The sequence below is a fragment of the Segatella cerevisiae genome, assembly GCF_024054555.1.
Lineage (GTDB): Bacteria > Bacteroidota > Bacteroidia > Bacteroidales > Bacteroidaceae > Prevotella > Prevotella cerevisiae.
This window is the reverse complement of sequence record NZ_JAMXLY010000047.1, coordinates 1-24,216: the sequence shown is the minus strand read 5'-3', so window position 1 is coordinate 24,216 and position 24,216 is coordinate 1. Positions and strand designations below refer to the sequence as shown.

15 protein-coding genes and 1 tRNA gene are annotated in these 24,216 nt (G+C 44.0%); 13 read left to right on the top strand and 3 right to left on the bottom strand.

What is annotated here, in order from left to right:
- Positions 1–863: 863 nt before the first annotated feature.
- The 3 genes from NG821_RS10720 to NG821_RS10710 all read right to left on the bottom strand — a co-directional run bounded on the left by NG821_RS10720 (position 864) and on the right by NG821_RS10710 (position 2,862).
- Entirely contained in the window at positions 864–1,460 is a 597-nt protein-coding gene (locus NG821_RS10720; protein ID WP_252761661.1) for an ABC transporter, read from the bottom strand.
- Positions 1,461–1,633: 173 nt separating this feature from the next.
- Positions 1,634–2,554, bottom strand: a complete 921-nt coding sequence (locus tag NG821_RS10715; RefSeq protein WP_252761660.1) for an ATP-binding cassette domain-containing protein — start codon at positions 2,552–2,554, stop codon at positions 1,634–1,636.
- Positions 2,555–2,788: 234 nt separating this feature from the next.
- A tRNA-Asn gene (locus tag NG821_RS10710) sits at positions 2,789–2,862 on the bottom strand.
- A gap of 223 nt (positions 2,863–3,085) precedes the next feature.
- Here NG821_RS10710 and NG821_RS10705 point away from each other — a divergent pair.
- The 13 genes from NG821_RS10705 to NG821_RS10645 form a co-directional block, all read left to right on the top strand.
- A complete protein-coding gene (locus tag NG821_RS10705) occupies positions 3,086–4,756 on the top strand; it encodes a S41 family peptidase (protein ID WP_252761659.1) in 1,671 nt (556 codons plus the stop codon).
- Between the two features lie 105 nt (positions 4,757–4,861).
- A complete protein-coding gene (gene rimP, locus NG821_RS10700) occupies positions 4,862–5,329 on the top strand; it encodes a ribosome assembly cofactor RimP (RefSeq protein WP_252761658.1) in 468 nt (155 codons plus the stop codon).
- 3 nt (positions 5,330–5,332) lie between these two features.
- Complete coding sequence (gene nusA, locus NG821_RS10695) at positions 5,333–6,601, top strand: transcription termination factor NusA (protein WP_252761657.1); 1,269 nt, start codon at positions 5,333–5,335, stop codon at positions 6,599–6,601.
- A gap of 86 nt (positions 6,602–6,687) precedes the next feature.
- A complete protein-coding gene (gene infB, locus NG821_RS10690; protein ID WP_252761656.1) occupies positions 6,688–9,666 on the top strand; it encodes a translation initiation factor IF-2 in 2,979 nt (992 codons plus the stop codon).
- Positions 9,667–9,929: 263 nt separating this feature from the next.
- Positions 9,930–11,378, top strand: a complete 1,449-nt coding sequence (gene sufB / locus NG821_RS10685) for a Fe-S cluster assembly protein SufB (protein WP_252761655.1) — start codon at positions 9,930–9,932, stop codon at positions 11,376–11,378.
- A gap of 77 nt (positions 11,379–11,455) precedes the next feature.
- A complete protein-coding gene (gene sufC, locus NG821_RS10680; RefSeq protein ID WP_252761654.1) occupies positions 11,456–12,238 on the top strand; it encodes a Fe-S cluster assembly ATPase SufC in 783 nt (260 codons plus the stop codon).
- Positions 12,239–12,275: 37 nt separating this feature from the next.
- Positions 12,276–13,619, top strand: coding sequence for a Fe-S cluster assembly protein SufD (gene sufD, locus NG821_RS10675; RefSeq protein ID WP_252761653.1), 1,344 nt, complete (start codon positions 12,276–12,278; stop codon positions 13,617–13,619).
- 75 nt (positions 13,620–13,694) lie between these two features.
- A complete protein-coding gene (locus NG821_RS10670) occupies positions 13,695–14,909 on the top strand; it encodes a cysteine desulfurase (protein WP_252761652.1) in 1,215 nt (404 codons plus the stop codon).
- Between the two features lie 164 nt (positions 14,910–15,073).
- Positions 15,074–15,715, top strand: coding sequence for a ribonuclease HII (locus NG821_RS10665; protein ID WP_252761651.1), 642 nt, complete (start codon positions 15,074–15,076; stop codon positions 15,713–15,715).
- A 300-nt stretch (positions 15,716–16,015) separates the two neighbouring features.
- Complete coding sequence (locus NG821_RS10660; protein ID WP_252761650.1) at positions 16,016–16,852, top strand: carboxylesterase family protein; 837 nt, start codon at positions 16,016–16,018, stop codon at positions 16,850–16,852.
- 882 nt (positions 16,853–17,734) lie between these two features.
- Positions 17,735–18,982, top strand: coding sequence for an SGNH/GDSL hydrolase family protein (locus NG821_RS10655; protein ID WP_252761649.1), 1,248 nt, complete (start codon positions 17,735–17,737; stop codon positions 18,980–18,982).
- Between the two features lie 1,000 nt (positions 18,983–19,982).
- Positions 19,983–23,192 carry a SusC/RagA family TonB-linked outer membrane protein gene (locus NG821_RS10650; RefSeq protein ID WP_252761648.1) on the top strand — a complete coding sequence of 1,070 codons (3,210 nt, stop codon included), beginning with the start codon at positions 19,983–19,985 and terminating at the stop codon, positions 23,190–23,192.
- A gap of 157 nt (positions 23,193–23,349) precedes the next feature.
- Positions 23,350–24,216 (top strand): transposase (locus NG821_RS10645; RefSeq protein WP_252761647.1); only part of this gene is annotated, 867 nt, incomplete at its 3' end.

Genomic DNA, 24,216 nt, shown 5'->3' with positions numbered 1-24,216 from the left:
CATCGGGGAAGCGTTTTGAAAATTCTATCAGTTTCATTTTGACGAGGTTTTGATAATTGATGCAAAGGTAATGAATATCGGGGAATACTCAAAATTATTAATCACCCAATTGAGGATAATCATATAATTTTTTAATAATGCCTACTCTCTTAGTTTTTCGGTTCCCACTCCTTTTTACCAGTCTGGTCTGGATATATCATGCGCTAGCAAAATGATAGGTCAGTCTATTCTCAATTCCATTCGGTACATTACTCCTTTTTATATTCTAAGGTCTGCCCCTCTGATATTATAGATTGATTTTTCGATACAAATATAATAATAAGATACGTAAAAGCGAAATAAGTTAACAAAAAAACAAAATTAATAATAATAAAGACAATATGACTGCTTATTGTTCTTATTTATTTCATATTGTCATTGTGATAAGCGCGTTATCTGGAAAGAGTTATGATACAGTTTTATTGCCAAATGGGTAGACTAAACCTCTTAGATTTCATCTATTATCATGCTTAAATTCTCTGCCAGAGTGTCCGGTCACTGACCGTGCTTTCTCAGCGTCTAGAGAACTCTTCTCGTTTATGTTTGATCAGTTCCTTTCCTTGGATCAGTGACAAAACTTTATGTCAGTAGATATTCGTACCTTTTCTCATCTGTTAAATTTATACCTGGAACATATTATAATAATATTATATCTGAATACTGAACTGATCGGTGAATCCTTCATTTAAATACTGGGGATGTTCTTGATAATGAACATGATGAGGTGTAAAGAGGTAACGTACACTTAAATTGAAATATAATTTTTCTATACTTATCTTTTTAGATTGCTTATATACATATCTTCTAATTCTTGTATATAGAAATTAGAATTTGGATAATGATCCTGTCTTTTTTGATTCCTTCAAATAATATTTCAATATCACATATCCCAATATCATCATGATCAAATCATTTATAATAATGATAAAGTATGTATCTATATCGATCAAGTTCTTTCCTTTAAAAAATAATTGTATCGTAGCATTGGCTTTGGCAAATGGGAAGAGCATCATCAATATCGGTTTCTTGTTTAAAAGGATAGCACCATAAGTCAGAATACCAAAAAGTATGGCCGATACCATACTGTAGAAAGTAGAAATATTCTTGTATCTTAAGGCGAAAGAGGCACAGGCTATGCCAATGCCGATGAGTGAGAATATTGCGATAAAGAGCAATGGCAAGATGTATATCCATTGCAATATCATACTTAATTTTACATTTGGTTCGAACAATACACACAAGGATAAAGTAAACATTGATTCTATAATTGATAATATACTTGCCGTTACTCCCTTTATAGTCAGCAGGCTATAGAATGAACGTGCATTGAGATATAACTGTTCCAGAGTACCCTGAGTGTTTTCCTTCATAATAGATTCTACGATGGCGATAAAACTATTATTGGTAATCAGCCAAATCATAAATGAATTGACAAATATCGGTATATTTCCCGGATGTTTAGTGGAAAGGACATGGGATACGATCACTATTAAAACAGCCCAGAAGCATATATTAAATATGGTGTCAAACTTGTATCGTATAGCTATTTTGCATGCCTTCTCAAATTCTTGGATAAATAAGCTCAAATAATATTTCATGGCTTTTTATTAAGATAGAAATTTGTGATATTCTGATTTTCAGCTTCTACATAAACGATGTCATGACCGGCTTTGTTCAATTTCTGTATCTCTTCGCCTAGTCGTAAAGAAGAAGTCGAAATCTTGATGGTGCAATATAGGTTGCAGGTGTCGATAACTTCCAATCCCTCATTCTTTATTTTATCAATATCCGGATGATTGATTCGTATGATAAAGGTATCATCATTTTCTCCAATGTCCTTTTTCTCTATCATCATGCCTTCCTGTAATTTGTATATCTGTGAGGCTGTATTCTCTATGAAACTAAAATCATGTGATGTGATGATGATAGATCTATCTGAACTGAATTTAGGGTTTCTCAAGAATTCACTCAGATTGATAGAACTTTCCATGTCAAGGCCAAGAGTAGGCTCGTCCAAGAAAGTCACCGGAGTGTTCATACTCAGTGCACATACAACGGCAACTTTCTGTTGCATACCTCTCGACAGATTCTCTACAACTTCATCTTTTTTCTCATATAGGTTGAGTTTTAGGAGCAGGCGGAGGCAATATCCTTTAATTGATTCAAAAGAAATGCCTCTTAATGTAGCAAAATATTTAATATTTTCCAATGGCGTGAGTTTGTAATACAGATTTCTACTCCCTTCCGACAACAGAGAGAAGGTTTGGCTTTTTTCCTTCTTGGTCATGGCTTTTAAATCTTTGCCATGATAAGCGATATTTCCTCCTTCGAATTCGAGCAGATCAGAACAGATCTTGATTAATGTGGTTTTCCCAGCCCCATTGGGTCCGAGGATAGCTGTCACGCCATTGCCCAGTTCTAAATTTACATCTTTGAGAACATGAATGGTACCAGAAGAAGTCTTGTAAGATTTCTTCAGGTGATGAATAGAAATTATATTTTCCAATTTTTCCATAGATTTTTCACTAGCCAATAGTTCGTTATCATCCTAGAAAGATCCTTTGATCTTAATTTATCTCTCTTTTTGATGTAACAAAACTATTTTGAAATAACGGGAACGCCGAATAATTTACTTTTTCAAGTACTGTAGTTGGAAATGACGGTAAATTGGACTCTCTATTTTGCTTTCCCTAGAACGGTCTTTTGGTATACAAAAAAGAGTTACGAATGTCGTAACTCCTTTCACTCGCGCTTCAAGATGGACTCGAACCAACGACCCTCTGATTAACAGTCAGATGCTCTAACCAACTGAGCTATTGAAGCTTTTCAGTCCCTTGCTTGAGATTGCGAGTGCAAAGGTAAGACGTTTTTCCCTTATTACCAAATTTTTTAAAAGGAATTTTCTGTTTTCTATTAAAATAACTAAGTTTTTCAATGATTCTTGGCGTTTTCCCGCTTTAATATCGTAATTTTGCAGACATCCATCGACTCCTTTATAAAAGGGTGTCCGGGATAGTCATTGAATCAGAATCTAAAAATAAGCTTCATGAAGAAACTGCTCTTAGCGATTTTTATGGTGGCGGCTTTACCTGTTGCCGCACAGAAGGGGACATCCGGAGACAACCATGCCTTTGAGGTCTCAAAGAATATGGAGATCTTCACGGATATCTATAAGTATCTTGACTTGATGTATGTGGATACTCTGAATGCCAACGAGGTGATCGGAAACGGTATCAATGCGATGCTGAAGAGCCTTGACCCTTATACGGAATATTATCCGGAAAACAAAGTGGCTGACCTGAAGCAGTTGCTGACTGGTAAATATGCCGGTGTCGGTGCTATTGTCCGTCTGAATAATCAAAATCATTATATTATCATCGACGAGCCTTACGAAGGGATGCCTGCTGCTCTTGCCGGATTGAAGAAGGGGGATGAAATTCTTTCCATAGATGACTCTTCTATGGTGGGCAAGGACGTGCAGTATGTGAGTGACCACCTCAGGGGTGATCCCGGAACATCTTTCCTGATTAAGATCCGGCGCCCGAGTACGGGGAAGACAATGAAGTTCAAGATCGTGCGTAAGTCGGTACAGATGCCGTTCCTGCCTTACTATGGAATGCAGGCAAATGGCATCGCATATATGAACCTGAGTTCTTTTACTGATCAGTGTTCGAAAGACGTGCGCCGGGTCTTCATCGATTTCCGTAAGCAAGGTGCCAAGGGCCTGATCCTCGACCTGAGAAATAATGGCGGTGGCTCTCTTCAGGAAGCTGTCAACATCATCAATATGTTCGTGCCTAAAGACATGACTTTGGTGAAGACGATAGGAAAATTGAAGCAGGCTAACCATGATTACAAGACGACGGTGGAGCCTATTGATACTGTAATGCCGATCATCGTGCTGGTAAACGGGAATACAGCGAGTGCCAGTGAAATTACCTGTGGCTCTCTGCAGGATCTGGATCGCGCTGTCATCCTGGGGACACGTACCTATGGCAAAGGGCTCGTGCAAATGCCTGTAGATATTGCCTATAACGGGCAACTGAAACTGACGACTGCCAAATACTATATTCCTTCAGGCAGGTGCATCCAGGCAATCAATTACAAACATGCCAATGGCGGGTATACGGAGCATGTGCCGGACTCTCTTACGCATGTGTTCCATACGCTTCACGGCAGGATTGTACGTGACGGTGGGGGCATTCAGCCTGATGTGGTGCTGGAACCTGATTCTCTGCCGAATATTGCTTTCTATCTTGCCGCAGGCCGTGACAGCAATGAAGTACTGCTCAATTACGAACTCGATTATATCGCCCGTCACCCTGCAATCGCTTCACCTGATAAGTTCCAACTGTCAGACGCTGACTATGAGGATTTCAAGCAGCGGGTCCTGAAATGCCACTTCACGTATGACCATGAAACGGAGAATTATCTCAAGAACCTTGAGAAACTCGCCAAGTTTGAGGGTTATTATAATGATGCGCAACCTGAATTTACCGCCCTTGAGAAAAAACTGAAGCACAATGTGGCGAAAGACCTCGATTTCAATAAGGCCGCCATCAAGAATTTGATAGAAAATGATATTGTCACAGCTTACTATTATCAGCGTGGCGGTATAGAGAATGCCATACACACAGATAAACAGATGGCAGCAGCAATGAAACTTATCCAGAACCCTACTGAGTATAAAAAATTGTTACAGCCAAAGAAAAAGTAAAAAATATTTGTGCATTTCCGAAAATATTGCTATTTTTGCAGCATTCAGTGGAATGAGGGGCTCCTAATGAAGCTCCTCATTTTTTTAATAAGCATAGGTTAAAGGATGATTGATAAAAACGTCGTAAAGAATATCGTAGAGGACTGGCTGAAAGATAAAGAATACTTTCTGACAGACCTTCAGATCAGTGATGATGATCATATCGTTGTAGAGATAGATCATGCTGATGGCGTTTGGATAGATGATTGCGTAGAGCTCAGTAAATTCATAGAAAGCAGACTGAGCCGTGACGAGGAAGATTATGAACTTGAGGTGGGTTCTGCCGGTCTAGGACAGCCTTTCAAGGTGCCCCAGCAATATAAGAACTATATCGGCAAGCAAGTAGAAGTGGAGAACCAGGATGGCAAAAAAGTCCGGGGTGTCCTCAAAAGCGTGGACGGTAATGACTTCGTGGTCGCTGTCAGCGAAAAGGTAAAGGTGGAAGGCAAAAAGCGCCCTGTGAAAATGGACGTCGACCACACTTATCAGATGAATAAGGTAAAATATACAAAATACTTAATCAGTTTCAAATAAGCTATGGCAGTAAAGACTAAGAAAGAAGAAACTCAGAGTATGATCGATTCCTTCAAGGAATTCAAGGAAACCAAGAATATTGACCGTACAACGTTGGTGAGCGTACTGGAGGAGAGTTTCCGTACTGTTCTTGCCAAGATCTTCGGTAGTGACGAGAATTTTGATGTAATTGTCAACCCGGATAAAGGGGATTTCGAAATCTATCGTAATCGAAAGGTCGTGGCTGACGGCGAAGTACAGGATGAAAATAAGGAAATCAGTCTTACAGACGCACGTAAGATAGAAAAAGACTATGAAGTGGGCGAGGACGTGAGTGAGTCGGTGAATTTCAGTAAATTCGGCCGCCGCGCTGTCTTGAACCTGCGGCAGACACTGTCTTCCAAAATTCTGGAACTGGAACATGACGCTTTGTACAATAAGTATAAGGATCGGGTGGGACAGATTATCGCCGGTGAGGTGTATCAGATATGGAAGCGCGAAGTGCTCATCGTGGATGACGAGAACAATGAATTGATTCTCCCCAAATCGGAGCAGATCCCTGCTGACCAATACCATAAAGGTGAGACGGTGAGAGCTATCATCGACCACGTGGACAATGAAAACAATAATCCCAAGATCATTCTCAGCCGCACCAGTCCGGTGTTCCTCGAGCGTTTGCTGGAAGGGGAAGTACCGGAGATCGCTGACGGCCTGATCGCTGTCAAGCGTGTGGCACGTATCCCCGGTGAGCGTGCTAAGGTCGCTGTGGAAAGTTATGATGACCGTATTGACCCTGTAGGCGCTTGCGTCGGTGTCAGGGGCAGCCGTGTGCACGGCATCGTGCGGGAACTGGACAACGAGAACATTGATGTCATCAATTATACAGACAATATCAAGTTGTTTATCCAGCGTGCCCTGAGTCCTGCAAAGATCTCATCGATCAATATTGATGAGGAAAACAAAAAGGCTGAGGTCTATCTGCAACCGGAAGAGGTCAGCCTGGCCATCGGACGTGGCGGACTGAACATCAAGTTGGCTTCCATGCTGACTGAGTATACGATAGACGTGTTCCGTGAAATAGCTGAGAGTGAGGCTGAAGATGATATCTATCTGGACGAGTTCTCCGACGAGATCGACCAGTGGGTTATCGACGCCATCAAGAGTATTGGCCTGGAAACAGCCCGCCAAGTGCTCAACGCTCCGCGTGAGATGCTGGTAGACAAGGCTGATCTTGAAGAGGAGACGGTAGATCATGTCATCAATGTCCTGAAAGCTGAATTTGAAAAACAATAAATAACAATGGCCTCGCTTGCTGAAAGGATAGAGGCCATCTCAATATATAATCATAAGATCAGAAGTACATAACAGATCATCCATTAATGAGCATCAGATTAAATAAAGCACTACGTGAATTAAATATAGGACTTCAAACGGCAGTTGATTTCCTGAAATCCAAAAAAGGATTGGGAGAGGTTAAGGAAGACTTAAGTTTCAAGCTCAATGACGCACAGTATAAGGCTCTTGAGAGCCAGTTCAGACAAGACGCCGAAGTGAGAAACCAAGCTGAAAAACTCTTCCAAAAGAAGCCAAAGGAGAAGAAGCGTGTGCAGGAGACAAAGAGGGAACCTCATGTTTCCCGCGTTGCTGATGTGCTGGACAACGAGCCCGGCCATCAGAAATATACCCCATTGGGAAAGATCGATTTGAATGATACCGGTCATCAACCCGTGGTGCCAACTGCTGCTCCAAAGCAAAAGGATACTTCACGTCAGGAAAAGAAAGAAGATACTGCCGTCAGTCAACAATCAGTGAAATCAATGCCTAAGACGAAACCGGAAGACGCTACTCCGGTAAGGAAGAATCCTGAGACCGTAACAAAACCTGTGTTTCAGCCGCGTCAGAAAACTTCAGAGCCGCCTCATATGGATAGGCCTGTTAAAACTGAAAAAACTGTTCGCCCGCAGACTCCGCAGACGAAGAAAACAGATTTTCAGCAGAGTCGGACTACCGCTACAGCTCAGCCTGTACAGCATCCGCAAACCCCAAGTCCCGCACCTCAAAAAGGACTGAAACTGGCAGCTCCTGCCCCCACAGTCCCTAAAAAGCAGGCGGAAGTACCCCCAACGCATCCTCAACCCGAGGTGTTCACTTTGAAGAGCGAACGGAAAATCGCTATCAATGAACCTAAGGTCTTGGGGAAGATCGACTTGTCAACTCTGAACCAGAGTACACGCCCTAAGCGCAAATCGAAAGAGGAAAAGCGCAAGGAACGTGAAAGCAAGTTGAATCACGGCAATGGAGAACGCAAGAAGCGTGTCAGAATCAATAAAGAGCGTGTGGATGTCTCCGCTGAGGCTCGTCAGCAACAGCAACAGGGTAACGGAAACGCGAATCGTAACCGCAACAGGAATCGTAACCGCAACCGTAGCCGCAGCCAGAAACCTCTGGAAGTGAATGAGGAGGACGTTGCTCGTCAGGTTAAGGAGACGTTGGCACGTCTGACCAATAAGCAGAACCAGAACAAGAAGGGTGCCAAATACCGTAAGGAGAAGCGTGTAGCTGTTCAGGAAAAACTGGAGAAGGTGGCTTCTGCAGAGGAGAAGAACAGCAAGACCCTGAAACTCACGGAATTCGTTACTGTCAGTGAGTTGGCATCCATGATGGATGTTCCTGTAACGAAGGTCATTTCCACGCTGATGAGTGTGGGGATGATGGTCTCTATCAATGAGCGGCTGGATGCTGAAACCATCAATATGGTGGCAGAGGAATTCGGCTTTAAGACAGAATATATCAGTGCTTCCGTTCAGGAGGCAGTGAATGAGAGGGCAGACAAGCCTGAGGATCTCGTGTCCCGTCAACCTATCGTAACGGTCATGGGACATGTCGATCATGGTAAGACTTCTCTGCTGGATTATATCCGCAAGACTAACGTGATTGCCGGTGAGGCCGGTGGAATCACACAGCACATCAGTGCTTATGATGTCAGACTGAGGAACGGGCGGCATATTACTTTCCTTGACACTCCGGGACATGAGGCATTTACTGCCATGCGTGCCCGTGGTACTCAGGTCACGGATGTCGCCATTATCATCATCGCTGCCGATGACTCTGTGATGCCTACGACTCGTGAGGCTATTGCACATTGCCAGGCAGCGGGCGTTCCGATGGTCTTCGCCATTAACAAGATAGACAAGCCGGGTGCTAATCCGGACAAGATACGTACGGACTTATCCAAGATGAATCTGCTCGTGGAAGACTGGGGTGGTAAATACCAGTGCCAGGAAATCAGTGCCAAGAAAGGTATCGGAGTAGACGAACTGCTCGATAAGGTGCTCTTGGAAGCTGATATGCTTGACCTGAAAGCTAATCCTCGCCGGAAAGCTACAGGTACTGTCATCGAGTCAGCCCTCGACAAGGGCCGTGGCTATGTCGCTACTGTCTTGGTATCTAACGGTACTTTGAAAGTAGGTGATGTGGTATTGGCCGGAACAGCTTGGGGCCGTGTTAAGGCGATGTTCAATGAGCGTAATCAGGTGATAGATGGTGCAGGACCGGCTATTCCTACAACTATTCTGGGGCTGGACGGCGCTCCTGCAGCAGGTGACCAGTTCCATGTGATCGACACTGAGCAGGAAGCCCGTGAGATCGCCAACAAGCGTGAACAGTTGCAGAGAGAACAGGGATTGCGTACCCAGAAACGACTGACGTTGGGAGATATCTCTCGTCGTATCGCCCGTGGAGAGTTCCATGAGTTGAATATTATCGTCAAGGGTGATACCGATGGCTCTATAGAGGCTTTGGCTGATTCGTTCATCAAACTTTCGACACCGAAGGTTCAGGTGAATGTGATAGAAAAAGGCGTGGGCCAGATCACTGAAAACGATGTCATGATGGCGAGTGCATCTGATGCCGTCATCGTCGGCTTCCAGGTCCGTCCGTCTGCTGATGCCAGAAAACTCGCAGATCGCGAGGGTGTTGAAATCAATACTTATTCGGTCATCTACAATGCCATTGACGATGTCAAGTCGGCTATGGTCGGAATGTTGGATAAGGTGAAGAAAGAAGTAGTCACAGGCCAGATGGAAGTGAAACAGGTCTTCAAGATCTCCAAGGTGGGAACGATTGCCGGTGGTATTGTGACCGACGGCAAACTCCATGCTAAGGATAAGGCTCGTTTGGTCCGTAAAGGCATCGTCATCAAGACGGCTTCGATCAGTGAACTGAAGCGTTTTAAGGATGATGTCAAGGAAGTGCCTACAGGAATGGAATGTGGCCTGAGTTTGGTCAATTTCAATGATATTCAGGTGGGAGACGAAATAGAAACCTTTACGGAAGTTGAAGTGGATCAGAAATTATAGTCTCATGAGAAGGTTTTAGCCTTGCGTTGATCAGACTGTAATATTCACTCCAGTTTGAAGAAAAGATATAGCGGTACTGCCTACCTGTCACTGACGGGCCGGAGTATCGCTTTTTTGGTATGATATTTGTTGCATCTTTCATAATGATGATTATTGCATCAAATGCCCTGATCCGCATGAATATTGGCGGATATGTGTAGAGAGCCTGGCAGGTTTCCATGGCAGGAAACCGTAAAGGTGTTTTATTTTTTAAGAGTAAGTATATGGCACAAATGAAAACAGATAATGAGTTTGTCAAGGAAGTGGCCAACCAGAAATATGAATATGGATTTACCACTGATGTACAAACCGATATCATTAAGAAAGGATTGAATGAGGATGTCATCAGACTGATCTCGCAGAAGAAAGGTGAGCCCCAGTGGATGCTTGATTTCCGACTCAAAGCCTATAATTTTTGGAAGACTCAGAAACAGCCTTCGTGGGGACATGTACATGTCCCGAAGATCGATTATCAGAATATCTCTTATTATGCTGATCCTACTGTAAAGGAACGGAAGGACAAGAAGATAGATCCGGAACTGGAAAAAACTTTTGATAAACTAGGGATTCCTCTTGAGGAGCGGCTTGCGCTGAGTGGCGTTGCCGTGGATGCTATCATGGACTCTGTCTCTGTGAAGACTACTTACAAGGACAAACTCCGGGAAAAGGGAATTATCTTCTGCAGCATGGGTGAAGCCATCAGAAAGCACCCTGACCTCGTCAGGCAATACTTGGGTACAGTTGTCCCCTATAGGGATAATTTCTTTGCCTCGCTGAACAGTGCAGTATTCAGTGACGGTTCTTTCGTCTATATTCCCAAAGGTGTCCGTTGCCCGATGGAACTGAGCAGTTATTTCAGAATCAACGCCCAGAAGACGGGACAGTTTGAGCGGACTCTGATCGTCGCTGATGACGATGCCTACGTGAGTTATCTCGAAGGGTGTACTGCTCCTATGAGGGACGAGAACCAGTTGCACGCCGCCGTCGTTGAGATCGTGGTCAACAACAATGCAGAGGTGAAATATTCTACCGTACAGAACTGGTACCCCGGTGACAAGCAAGGCAAGGGCGGGGTGCTGAACCTCGTTACGAAGCGCGGCGATTTGCGCGGCGTCAATTCGAAATTGTCCTGGACTCAGGTAGAGACCGGATCGGCAGTGACTTGGAAATATCCTTCTTGTATTCTGAGAGGGGATCATTCCCAAGCTGAATTTTACAGTGTCGCCTTGACCAATAATTACCAGGAGGCAGATACCGGGACCAAGATGATCCACATGGGAAAGGATACGAAGAGTACGATCATTTCCAAAGGTATCTCTGCCGGACACAGCCAGAACTCTTACAGGGGGCTGGTGCGTGCGACTCGCAATGCTGACAATACCCGCAACTACAGTAGTTGCGACTCCCTGCTCTTGGGTTCTAATTGCGGTGCACATACTTTTCCTTACTTGGATATCCACAATGAGACTGCTGTCGTCGAGCACGAAGCGACGACTTCGAAGATCTCTGACGACCAACTCTTCTATTGCAACCAGAGAGGCATTCCTATGGAACAGGCCGTCGCTTTGATCGTCAATGGCTACTCTAAGGAAGTTCTCAATAAACTCCCGATGGAATTCGCAGTGGAGGCACAGAAACTCCTGTCTGTTTCGTTGGAAGGAACTGTGGGATAGATCCAATAACTAATAGATAAAAAGATACTCAGGACTTCAGTTCCTGAGCGGATAACGACTATTTAATTTATACAAAAATGCTTGAAATAAAGAACTTGCACGCATCAGTTGCAGGAAAAGAAATATTGCGGGGCATCAATCTCACTGTCAAAGATGGCGAGATCACTGCCATCATGGGCCCGAACGGATCAGGTAAATCAACCCTGAGTGCCGTTCTGACAGGTAATCCACTCTATACTGTCACAGAGGGAGAAGCCATCTTCAATGGCAAAGACCTCCTGAAGATGAAACCTGAGGAACGTGCATGGGAGGGCTTGTTCCTGTCCTTCCAGTATCCTGTGGAAATCCCCGGTGTGTCTATGAATAATTTCATGAAGGCGGCTGTCAATGCCAAGCGTGAGCACCAGGGACTGAACCCTCTGACTGCCAGTGAATTTATGAAACTCATCCGGGAACGCCGGCAACTAGTGGAACTTGATCCTAAACTCTGGCACCGTAATGTCAATGAGGGCTTCTCCGGTGGCGAGAAAAAGCGGAATGAGATCTTCCAAATGGCTATGCTGGAACCGAAGTTGTCTATCCTTGATGAAACTGATTCTGGCCTGGATGTGGATGCCATGCGTATCGTTGCCAGTGGCGTGAAGAAGTTGCATACCCAGGAGAATGCCTTCATCGTCATCACCCACTATGCCAGTTTGCTCGATATCATCAAACCTCATTCTGTCCATGTCCTCTATAAGGGACGTATCGTGAAGACAGAAGGACCGGAACTGGCCAATGAGATCGAAGAGCGCGGCTTTGACTGGATCAAGGAGGAAGCTGACGCAGAAGAGGCTAAGGAAGATAAGGAAAAAGCATGATCTCTATGAATCTATTTCGAACGAAAGGTGGTAAATCATGAATAGTGAACAACAATATATCGATCTCTTTCAGGAGAATCGTAAGATCATAGACGACCATTCTGCCGCGCCTTTGAATGCCGTGAGAGACAAGGCTTTCGAGGCTTTCCGCAGGCAAGGCTTCCCTTCCCGGAAGGTGGAGCGGTACAAATATACGGATATGGAGAAACTCTTTGCGCCGGATTATGGCTTGAACCTGACCCGCTTTGAGATTCCTGCCAATCCTTATGTCGCCTTCAAGTGTGCGGTGCAGAACCTGAGCACTTCGCTCTATTTCGTAGTCAATGATGGATTCTATTCGAAAAACCTGCCTCAGGCTCATCTGCCTGAAGGGGTGATCATCGACTCTTTGAGCCATGCTGCTGAGGAACATCCAGAACTGCTCTCGAAGTACTATGCGCAGATAGCAGACCCGGATGAAGATGCTGTGACGGCACTCAATACGATGCTGGCACAGGACGGACTCCTGATCTATGTCCCGAAGAATACCAAGTTGCCAAGACCCGTGCAGGTGGTAAATCTGCTTCACTCTGACCGTCCTCTGATGGTTAACAGACGTGTATTGATTGTCTTGGAGGAGCGGGCTGAGGCTAATCTGCTTTTCTGTGATGATTCGGTGGATGATATCCCATTCCTGACGACGCAGGTCATTGAGGCTTATGTCGGTGAAGGTGCCGGACTGGAGTTGAACTGTCTGGAGAAGACTCATGTCAAGAACACCCGTGTCAGCAATGTCTATGTCCGGCAGCAGGCCGACAGTCATCTGACTCACAATGTCATTACACTTCACAATGGGGTGACACGCAACAAACTCGATCTGGTCTTCAAGGGCGAGGGTGCTGAGTGTTCTTGCAACGGTTGTGTCTTGGCAGACAAGAGCCAGCATGTCGACAATAATACGCTGATCGATCACCAGGTGGGACATTGCACGAGCAACGAACTGTATAAGTATGTCCTCGACGATAAGGCGACGGGTGCTTTTGCAGGCCGTGTACTGGTGCGCCATGGTGCCGAAAAGACGGTCTCGCAGGAGACCAACCGCAATCTGGTGGGTACGAAAGATGCCCAAATGAACTCCCAGCCTATGCTGGAGATCTATGCCGATGATGTGAAATGCTCTCATGGGTCCACTGTAGGACAATTGAATGATGAGGCGATGTTCTATATGGAGCAGCGCGGTTTGTCCCGCAAAACTGCCCGTGCGCTTCTGGAACGTGCTTTCGTCAATGAAGTGATAGACAAACTTGACTTGATTCCTCTGCGTGACCGCCTGCGCTATCTGGTGGAGAAGCGTTTCGACGGGACGTTGAGTAAGTGTGCCGGTTGCCGGCTGTGCAAATAATAACCCTGCAGATCATTCAGGTGGCAGGAAAAGACAGGAGGGGCAGCCCCCTTCTGTAAAGGAAGGGTAGAATATATGTATGATGTAAACAAGGTGAGAAAAGACTTCCCGATCTTAGGAAGAAAAATTTACGGCAAACCTCTGGTCTATCTGGACAATGCCGCCACAACTCAGAAACCGCTTTGTGTGCTTGATGCCATGCGCGATGAGTATCTGAATGTCAATGCAAATGTCCATCGCGGGGTGCATTGGATGAGTCAACAGTCTACGGAACTGCATGAGGCGGCTCGTGAGACAGTTCGCCGGTTCATCAATGCCGGGTCTGCATCGGAGATCGTGTTCACACGGGGAACGACTGAGGGCATTAACTTGGTCGCTTCTACTTTCAGCGATGAATTCCTGAAGGCTGGCGATGAGGTCATCGTCTCTGTTATGGAGCACCATTCCAATATCGTCCCTTGGCAACTGCAGGCTCTGAAGAAGGGCTTCCGGATCAAGGTGATTCCTATGACGGACAAAGGTGATCTGAAACTGGATGAGTACAAGAAGTTGTTCACTGACCGTACGCGTTTTGTCAGCATCGCCCAAGTCAGCAATGTCCTGGGTACGATCAACCCGGTAAAGGAGATCGTCAAGATCGCTCACGAGCATGATGTCCCTGTTTTGGTGGACGGTGCTCAGAGTACGCCGCATTTCAAAGTGGACGTGAAAGATATCGATTGTGATTTCTTCGTCTTCAGCGGTCATAAGATCTATGGTCCTACGGGTATCGGTGTACTCTATGGAAAGGAAAAGTGGCTGGAAAAGTTGCCGCCTTATCAAGGTGGAGGCGAGATGATCGACCATGTGAGTTTTGAAGGTACGACATTCGAAAAACCGCCGTTGAAGTTTGAGGCAGGTACTCCTGATTATATCGCTTCACACGGTTTGGCTGTAGCCATCGATTATGTCAACCGCTTGGGAATGGATCAGATCGAGGCCCATGAGAAAGACTTGACAACTTATGCCATGCAACGCCTGGGTGAGATAGAAGGTATGCGTATCTTCGGACAATCCGATCATAAGGATGCCGTCGTGAGTTTCTTGGTCGGAAAGATTCATCACATGGATATGGGCACCCTGCTCGATCGCCTCGGCATCGCTGTACGTACAGGTCATCACTGTGCACAACCCCTGATGGACCGCTTAGGTGTCCTTGGGACCGTCCGTGCAAGTTTCGCTCTTTACAATACCCGTGAAGAAATTGATGCTTTGGCTGACGGGATAGAGCGGGTCAGGAAAATGTTTTGAATGACTTGAAAACAGGATGGAATGAATAAGAAGAGGTGAAGGCTTCATCAGTTCCGGAATGAGAACGGGTGAGCTTTCACCTTTTTTATGTTCTTTCAGATGATGCCGTTCAAGTATAGGCTTCCATTTATACATACCGATTTTTTAGCAATAAAAGCATTTGAATGAAACACGGATTGATTCCCCATTTATTTTATCATCAACTGGAGTGTGGCTGTGATGAGGCCGGCAGGGGTTGTCTGGCCGGCAGCGTGTATGCAGCGGCAGTCGTCTTGCCCGATGACTATGACAATCCGGAACTGAATGACAGTAAGAAACTCTCTCCCGAGAAGCGTTATGCTCTGCAGGAGCAGGTACAGCACGATGCTTTGGCATGGGCAGTAGGGATCGTTTCACCTGAAGAGATAGACCGGATCAATATCCTTCATGCCAGTTTTCTGGCCATGCATAGGGCTATAGACCAACTGAGGTTGCTTCCTCAGGTGCTGATCATTGACGGCAATCATTTCGATCCTTATTATCCTTTGGAAGAAGATGGCGGGCGGAGTGCCGTGGCATTGCCATTCGAAATGATAGTCAAAGGAGACGGGACGTATCAGTCAATTGCTGCGGCAAGTATCCTGGCAAAGACTTATCGTGACGATGAGATGAATCGTCTGGACCGTCTGTATCCGCAATATGACTGGAAAGAAAATAAAGGTTATCCCACAAAGAAGCATTGTGAGGCGATTCTGAAATACGGGATTACACCTTATCATCGCAAAAGTTACCATTTTCGAGGGAAGAGTTTGTCGGATTTAGGCTGATAATGGTGGCTCGTTTGTGTTGTCCACAGATCGTGTAAGAGAAGTGTTCAAAAGGTGATTTGCAGTATCTTTTGAAATTGTTTTTTATTGCCATTCCTGTGATTTTATAAAGTTAATGCCTTTTGGTGGAAGCAATAAATTCCATCTGAGGTCAATGGTGTTATCATCAAGTAAACCTACATTGCGACCTTACAAAAATACGATAACTAATAATTAAGATAGTCTTACCTTTTTTAATTTTAGCCCTATTGTCTGACGTCTAATTTATCACTATCTTTGTCACATAATATATTTGTGTCAATGGAAAAAACAATATTACTGTTTCTTTTGCTGCTTGTTGTTTCGCTCAGTTCTTCAGCATACGATTTTCTTCGACCCGTTAAAGGACAGATACCCGGAGGATATAATTTCTGGGTATATACGCCACAAGATTATTTTTATTCACTCGAAAGAACTCCGGTAATTATATTCCTGCATGGTGCCAGTCTTTGCGGACACAATCTTAATAGAGTGCGTCGCTATGGTCCACTTGATGCCATTGTAAAAGGACGGGATATAGAAGCGATAACGATTGTTCCTCAAAATCCCGGTGGGGCATGGAATCCTAAAAAAATAATACAGGTTTTGGATTGGGTAAAGTCTCATTATCAGTGTGACAGTACTCGTGTATATGTGTTGGGGATGAGTCTTGGCGGCTTCGGTACGATGGATGTCTGTGGCACTTATCCTGACCGGATAGCAGCAGGTATTGCCATGTGCGGAGGCACGTCACTAAAAGATGTAAGTGGGTTGGGTGAACTCCCCTTCTGGATCATTCATGGTACAGCCGATAAGGCAGTCTCCATCAGACAGTCTAAAGAGGTAGTAGAGAAGCTACAGAACTCTCATAATGACAGTCGTTTGCGTTATGAGTGGCTGGAAGGTGGCAGTCACAGTACATTAGCCCGTATTTTCTATCTCAAAAAGACCTACGAATGGTTGTTCTCTCATAGTTTAGTGGATAAAGACCGCCCTGTCAACAGAGATATCGACATTGGGATGTCTGATATTCAGAGGGCCTATAGTAATATACATACAGGTATCGATAATCCGGAAATAATAAATGGCCCGAGTATAACTACCGGACAAGAATACTAATTGCAAAAAAGTCGATTTCCTGACATCAAGAAAATAATACCCATATCCAAAGGCACTGCTAAGATAGGATCATGAATCAATTCAATACGGATTGAATATGAAGAGCATTGCTATGGAAAAACAGAAAATTCTATCCTCTAATATCAAGTGAACCAATAGGTCTACTTTTTATGTTTCTCGTTTCTGTCGGTGCGTATCTTCGCATTTGAAGATACGTGTCCATTCATTGCTTTGGCACTTATTCTTTCATAGTGTTGCTGTACGACTATATGTCTGTTCACAGTTCCATGAGGTTTTATTAATGAGTTTTTTGAGATTCTATTAATGGGTTTTATGAAGTCCTGTCAATAAGTTTTATGAAGTCCTGATGAAGCGTTTTATTAGCTTCTGTTCATACGTATCCTGACACTGTCCGGATACGCTTTATGAGATCCTAATAAAGCACTTCTTTAGCACCTAATAAAGCGCTTCAACAGATTGTCTCAACTGTTTTGTCAACTAAAAGCCCAAATAGGGAACGGTGAGGGAACGAATAGGGAACGAGGAGGGAACGTGAGGGAATGGGATGGGAACGGCAGGGAACGAGGAGGGAATGGCAGGGAACGGAGAGGGAACGGATTGTCTTTGGTCTATTTTTGATCTGTCTCTGCTATGGGACTATTGTGTCGCGTTATATCTGCCTTTTCGGTTGCAGAGATAAGTCGCCTTTATGTCCCGTCAGATTGATACTTGTCAACTTTCTGATTGCAGTTCAGGATTTTTTTGCAGTAAGAGAAAATAAATATCAGGTGTTTTTAGTACCTTTGTGAAAGAATTTGGATATTGGTTTTTCCGGACCATTTCTGCATCATGGATTCGTGTCCGGTCATTGATATGAGGAAGATGAGAAGGTATTTGTTATTATCGTTATTATTAAGTTGTTTTTTCATTGGAATTCAGGCACAACCCAAACAAATAGTAAAGACTTTGGAAACCCATCATTGGGTGGGTACATGGGCTACTGCGCAGCAGATTCCGGTCAAGTCATTTATGCCTTATAATAATAACCTGACCAATCGTTCAGTTCGGCAAGTAGTCAAAGTGTCCATCGGGGGGAATATTCTTCGCTTGAGACTTTCCAATGAATTGAGTACCAGTCCTCTCGTTATCCGTTCTGTTTATGTCGCATACACGACAGATGCATATTCCATATATACGAAGTCTGCAAAGTACCTGAAGTTCAATAAAAGTTATAAGGTGACGATCCCGGCCGGTAAAGCTGCATGGAGTGATGCATTGCCTTTTGAACTGAGACCCCTTTCCCGTTTGTCAATTACCATTAATTATGTCCAGGCGCCAGTTGCTCCTACAGTCCACATGGGTTCTCGTTCCACCTCTTATATTATGAAAGGTGTAACCAATGCGCATTCGGATTTTTCCAAGGCATTCAAGGAAGATCACTGGTTCAATATTTCCGGGCTAGATGTCTGGAGCGACAGTTCCAAGTGTATCGCAATTATAGGAAATTCAATTACAGACGGGAAAGGCTCTACAGACAATGCCAATAATCGCTGGCCGGATATCTTGTCAGAGACCTTACAGAATAAATACAAGGTCCTGAATTTAGGAGTTCTGAATCTAGGAATCGGCAATAACCGGGTTGCTCTTACAGGGGGATTTGGCTACATGGCAAAGATTCGTTTTGATCATGATATAATGGATCAGAACGGTGTTGAATCAGTGGTTATCTTCGAGGGCGTAAATGATATTGCAGCTGCTAAGGGCGATGAGAAAACAGTAGTGCGTAAATTGATAGAGGCTTATGAGGAGATGGTCAAGAAGGCGACCGCAAATCATTTGAAGGTCTATCTGGGGACAATCACTCCTTTCTTAGGTTCTCCGGTCTATTCCGCTGCCCATGAAGCTGCTCGGGAAGAAATAAATGAATGGATCCGCTCCCAGAAATCGAAGGTCGAAGGTATACTCGATTTTGACCAACTCCTTCGAGATCCTGCAGATCTTCATCGTCTGAAGAAAAATGTACATGAAGGTGATTGGCTTCATCCTAATCCCGAAGGCTATCTTCAAATGGGCGAGTATGCTGCTGAAATCATTTCCGGCAACACCTTGACAAAGGTTAAGAGTAAATGACAGGGCAGTTTATTGTCACTCTGACTCTGTTAAATAATAAGGTGAAGATCATCTTCTCGCCTATTGGATCGTTTTCTGTTATTTTTGCGAAGTTCATGCGTTAGAATAATGGGGAATACCCTGTTTTGCGTAGTCGGATAAATTAGGTATTTTGCATAACATATTTTTGTGGTGCAGAATACCCGATTAGGGCGATTGATTATTGGTTCAGATGTTTGTAATTTTGCAAACAAGAACTAATGGATTATGAGAATATTGAGATTGATGTTGAGGTTTTATCCCGGATATTTTATTGGGGGGATCCATACACAAGGTATGTCTGCAAGGTTTGCTGCTCATGCCGACCATTTTATGCGACTTATGCATGAGTGTGAACGAATCTACGACTCTACTAGCATAGCAAATAGGACGCTTATTGCATTTCTCTATTTGAAAAGTGCAGAGGTATTACAATCTGTAGAGAATGGTACTGCTTGTATGTCGCAAAAAATGACTTCTCTGGGTTGAAGAATAGTCAGAGATATAAGGCTGATTCTGCCTTCGGGTTATTTGATAGACGCCATGTTGATTTATGTGCTTTTATTTAATTAAACTCCACCTTGGAGATTATTATCATTTAATCATTTATGAGTCGTACTTGTTATGCCGTTTGTCAACTAAATGCCGAATAAACAATGCATAATGTTAAATGATAGTATTTATAATTAACTTTTAGTGATAAATATTTGTATTTTAGTTGAATATTGCGTATTTTTGTACCCTAAATAAGAATAGATTCTAATTCTGTTTAGAAGAGTTTAATAACCAGTGAGAGGTCTAATGAATAACGATAACTTTAATAGGGATTACTTAATAAGTTTGCTGTTTACGATAGGCAGGAATTTCTTGGGAGTTTAGAGAGATTCTCCAGATAAAAGATTTTTGTGTTCTAATAAACTATAATGAGATTGTAGAGAGATAAGCTAATAATTATTTGATTTAATTTTCTGAGGTAAAGATTATGGGAAAAAGACTAATGATGTTTTTAGCCTGCATGTTCCTTTTCGTAGGAATGGCAATGGCACAATCACAAGTCACAGGTGTAGTTGTTTCTTCAAGTGACGGGCAACCGATAGTGGGTGCATCCGTCATGATTACAGGAACAAAATTAGGAACTGTGACAGATGCAGATGGTCGCTTTACTTTAAGCGCTCCATCGGGGAGTAGACTTCGTATATCTTATTTGGGAATGCAGCAGAAAGAAGTAAAAACTGCTCCTTATATGAAGATTACTTTGCAAAATGATAATAAAACCTTAAATGAGGTTGTCGTTACAGCGTTCGGTATAACTCGACAGAAAAGATCGTTGGGGTATGCTACGACTGAGATTGATTCAAAAGATCTTACTTCAGTTAATGAAGGCAACTTAAATAACGCTTTGGTCGGTAAAGTCGCTGGTGCACGTTTTATAGGCGGTTCCGGTGCAAAATTTGATGAAGGTACAATTGTCCTTCGTGGAGTCACATCCATTACCAGCCCATCCGGGACAGCGCCTATTTATGTTGTTGACGGTGTCATATCTTCTCCATCTTCAGTAGATATGAATGACGTTGCCAGTGTCAATGTCCTGAAGGGGCCTGCAGCCACAGCCCTTTATGGTGTCAGAGGCGGCAATGGTGCCGTTATCATTGTTACCAAAGGTGGAAGCGTTGGAAGAGAAAGTCAGTCTGTAAATATCGGACATACCATAGAGTGGACTTCCGCTTATAACCATGTAGATTTCCAAAAAGAATATGGTGGCGGTTACCTAGGCAGTGATGGTCTTGAAACCTATCATTGGGAAGATGGCGATCCTGAGAATTATAAGCAATTCGATGGCCGGAAATACTATGACTATGCTGATGACTCTTCCTGGGGACCAAAGTTTGATGGTTCACTCTATATGACTGCAGCTTCATGGGATAGCACAAGTCCTTATTTCGGGAAAGAAGATACTTGGAGTAATCATTTCAATATCAAGGACCTGTTCAATACCGGTGTTACCAATACGACGAATGCCAGTTTTGACAAAAGTGGTAAAGATTATTCTGTGCATGTCGGCTTAGGAACGAGTAGTATTGGAGGTGTCGATCCTAATAGTGATGCCCAGCGTCGTTTTGCCAATGCAAAACTGATATTCAATCCTATGAAAAATCTAAAGGTCGATTTCAGTTATAAGTATACTTATAGAAAGAATCATAATGCAGCTGCGGAAGGTTATTCTTCCAATAACCCTTATGCGGATCTTTTGCAATGGGGCAATACCAATGTTGACTTAAAAGAGTACAAAGATTACCAACGTCCGGATGGAACTTTCCGTACTTGGAACATCACTTCGCCAACGGATTTTACCCCGGCTTTCCATGATAGCCCTTATGCTACCTATAATGAAATAAATGATGCTAATACGAGACAGTACCATACGATTAGCGCTGATTTGGAATATTCTCTTCCTTTTAATATTAAAATAGGTTGGAAGACAACGGCCGACATTCATGAGTATATAGAAACTTATGATAACCCGGCTTTGACAGGAGTCATCGCTTCCCATAAACAATGGCAGGAACAGAGTTCCGATATCTATAACCAGGCAAGGATAACCTGGAATGATGTCTTCGTTGATGGAAAATTGAATATGAATGCTGCCTTTTTCCTGGAGAACCGTTACTATCATTATGAGGGCGTGAATGCCTTTACTCAAGATGGACTCTTGATCCCCGGTCTGTATAATACCGGTAATTCTGCAGGTACGGCTCATGGTGATGATGCCGGTGCAACATATGATTATTTCGGTAATTATACCGGTACCCAAAAATTGAAGACACAATCAATCTTTGGAACTTACAGTGCAGGATGGGCAGACACCTATTATATAGAACTTTCTTTGCGTAATGACTGGAACTCAACGCTTCCCGTCAATAATAACAGTTATCTCTATGGCGGTGCTTCTGTATCGGCTATTGCTAGTAACTGGTTCCATCATGGGAATTGGCTAAATTATTGGAAGCTCCGCGGGAGTTTGGCCCAAGTCGGTTCTGCTCTTAGTCCGTACGAACTGTCCAATGTCTATAATTTCGGTACCCGTTATGGCTCTACCGCGACTTTGGTCAACAGTGCGGTATTGATAGATAACGATATCAAGCCGTCCATCACGACTTCTTATGAGGTTGGTACAGAATTCAGCCTTTTCAATAACCGTTTATGGGGTGATATCAACTATTACCGTCGTGATACCAAAAATCAGATCATCAAGGTTTCGACATCTGCTTCATCAGGTTATTCTTCCCGACTTACCAATGCTGGACTTATTCGCAATGAAGGATTCGAAATCAGTTTGGGCGGCTCACCCATTAAAACCAAGGACTGGGAGTGGCGAGTTGACGGCAATGTAGCTCATAATTCCAACAAACTGGTGCGGCTTACTAGTGGAATGAACCGGTACACCCTTGAATCTTTCGGCTTTTACGCACAGTTGTACAGTTATGCAGAAGTCGGCAAGCCTATCGGTGCCCTTTATACATCCCGCAACTGGGAATATAATGAGGACGGAAAGATCGTTATGACGGCAAACGGTGATGGTACTTATACGCCTCAGATAGACAGCAACACAGAACGGTATCTGGGCAACATCCAGCCGAAAGTGACTGGTGGTTTTTCTACCTCACTGCGTTGGAAAGATCTCACGGTGAGAGCCTCACTTGATTTCCGTTTTGGCGGAAAGATTGCTTCCATTACTAATATGTGGCTTGAAGGGTCCGGTATGGCTTCCAATACTGCCGGCTTGAACAATAAGGGTGGTGAACTTCGTGGAGCCCTTTCTGACAATGGCGGTGTGGCTATAGACGGTGTTGTGAAGAACTCTGACGGTTCCTACACAGACGTTACGGCTTATATGGACGCTATGGAGTATTTTATGAATTATAAGTCAACGCTGTGGGAACCTTATGTCTACAATGCTTCTTATATCAAACTGCGTGAACTTTCACTTGCCTACAGTTTACCGTCCAACTGGTTGGAAAAATTGCATATTGGCTTGACAGCAGCAAGCGTTTCGTTTATAGCAAGCAATCCGTTCTTGATTTGGAGTGATTGTCCCAATATTGATCCTTCGGAAACTAACGGTTCTGCATTTGAAGAGGGCCAGGCTGTATCGACCCGTTCCTTCGGTCTTTCTGTTAATTTGACATTCTAACTTAAAAAACAGATGATAATGAAAAAAATATTATATATAGGGTTTGCTGAATAAGTTGATTTAACATTTATTTGGTTGATTATCAGCAAGATACATAATGAAACATTTGGCCAATTAAGGGAAAATCAGTAACTTTGAGTGTTAAAAGTAAGTAGAAATGAAGTTCAGATCACAAAACCGGGAGTTGACACTCGAGGCATTCCGGTCCTCTCTTGAGAATCTCCCGAAGAGCAACCGGTGGGTAAAGCTGGGCGACACCCTGCCATGGGATAAGATCGAAAGGATCTACAACAGCCGTTTGCATAATGTCCATAACGGTGCGGGTAATAAGCCAGCCCGTATGATAATTGGAGCACTTCTGATCAAGCACAAACTGAACCTTTCGGACGTAGAGACCATAGAAGCCATCCGTGAGAACCCTTACATGCAATATCTTCTGGGTCTGTCCGCCTATACGGACCAGCCGGTCTTCGAACCGTCCCTTTTCGTATCAGTCCGCAAGCGTCTGGACATAGATGATTACAATGATATGAGCGAGTCCCTTCTGAAACTTCAGGTCAGGATGTATGACAGGAAGCAGAAAGAAGAGGATAGGCGGGAGAAAGACGGGAATGATAAAGGAGGAACTAAAGGGGAATCATCCGATAAGCCGTGTTCCTGCACAAAGCCGTCAGTCCCAAAGCCTAACGAAGGCCTGATGAAGATAGACGCGACCTGCTCGGATTCGGAGGTACGGTATCCGACGGACCTGGATCTGCTCAATGACGGCGTGGAGGCCATAGACCGGATACTGGACCGTTTCTGCAGGATGACAGGCCTTCCCCGTCCGGAGACCCACTTGAAGGAAATCCATTCCCGGTATCTGAACGTTATCAAGCTGCGGAAGAAGCCGAAGAAGAAAGTCCGGGAATGTATGGAATACATGCTGGCGCGCCTTAGAAGGAACATCAGTACGGCTCTGGAAACATTCGGCAAGGCTGACAGCAACTACTTCTTTACGCTTAAGCCTCGTGACCGCAGCCTG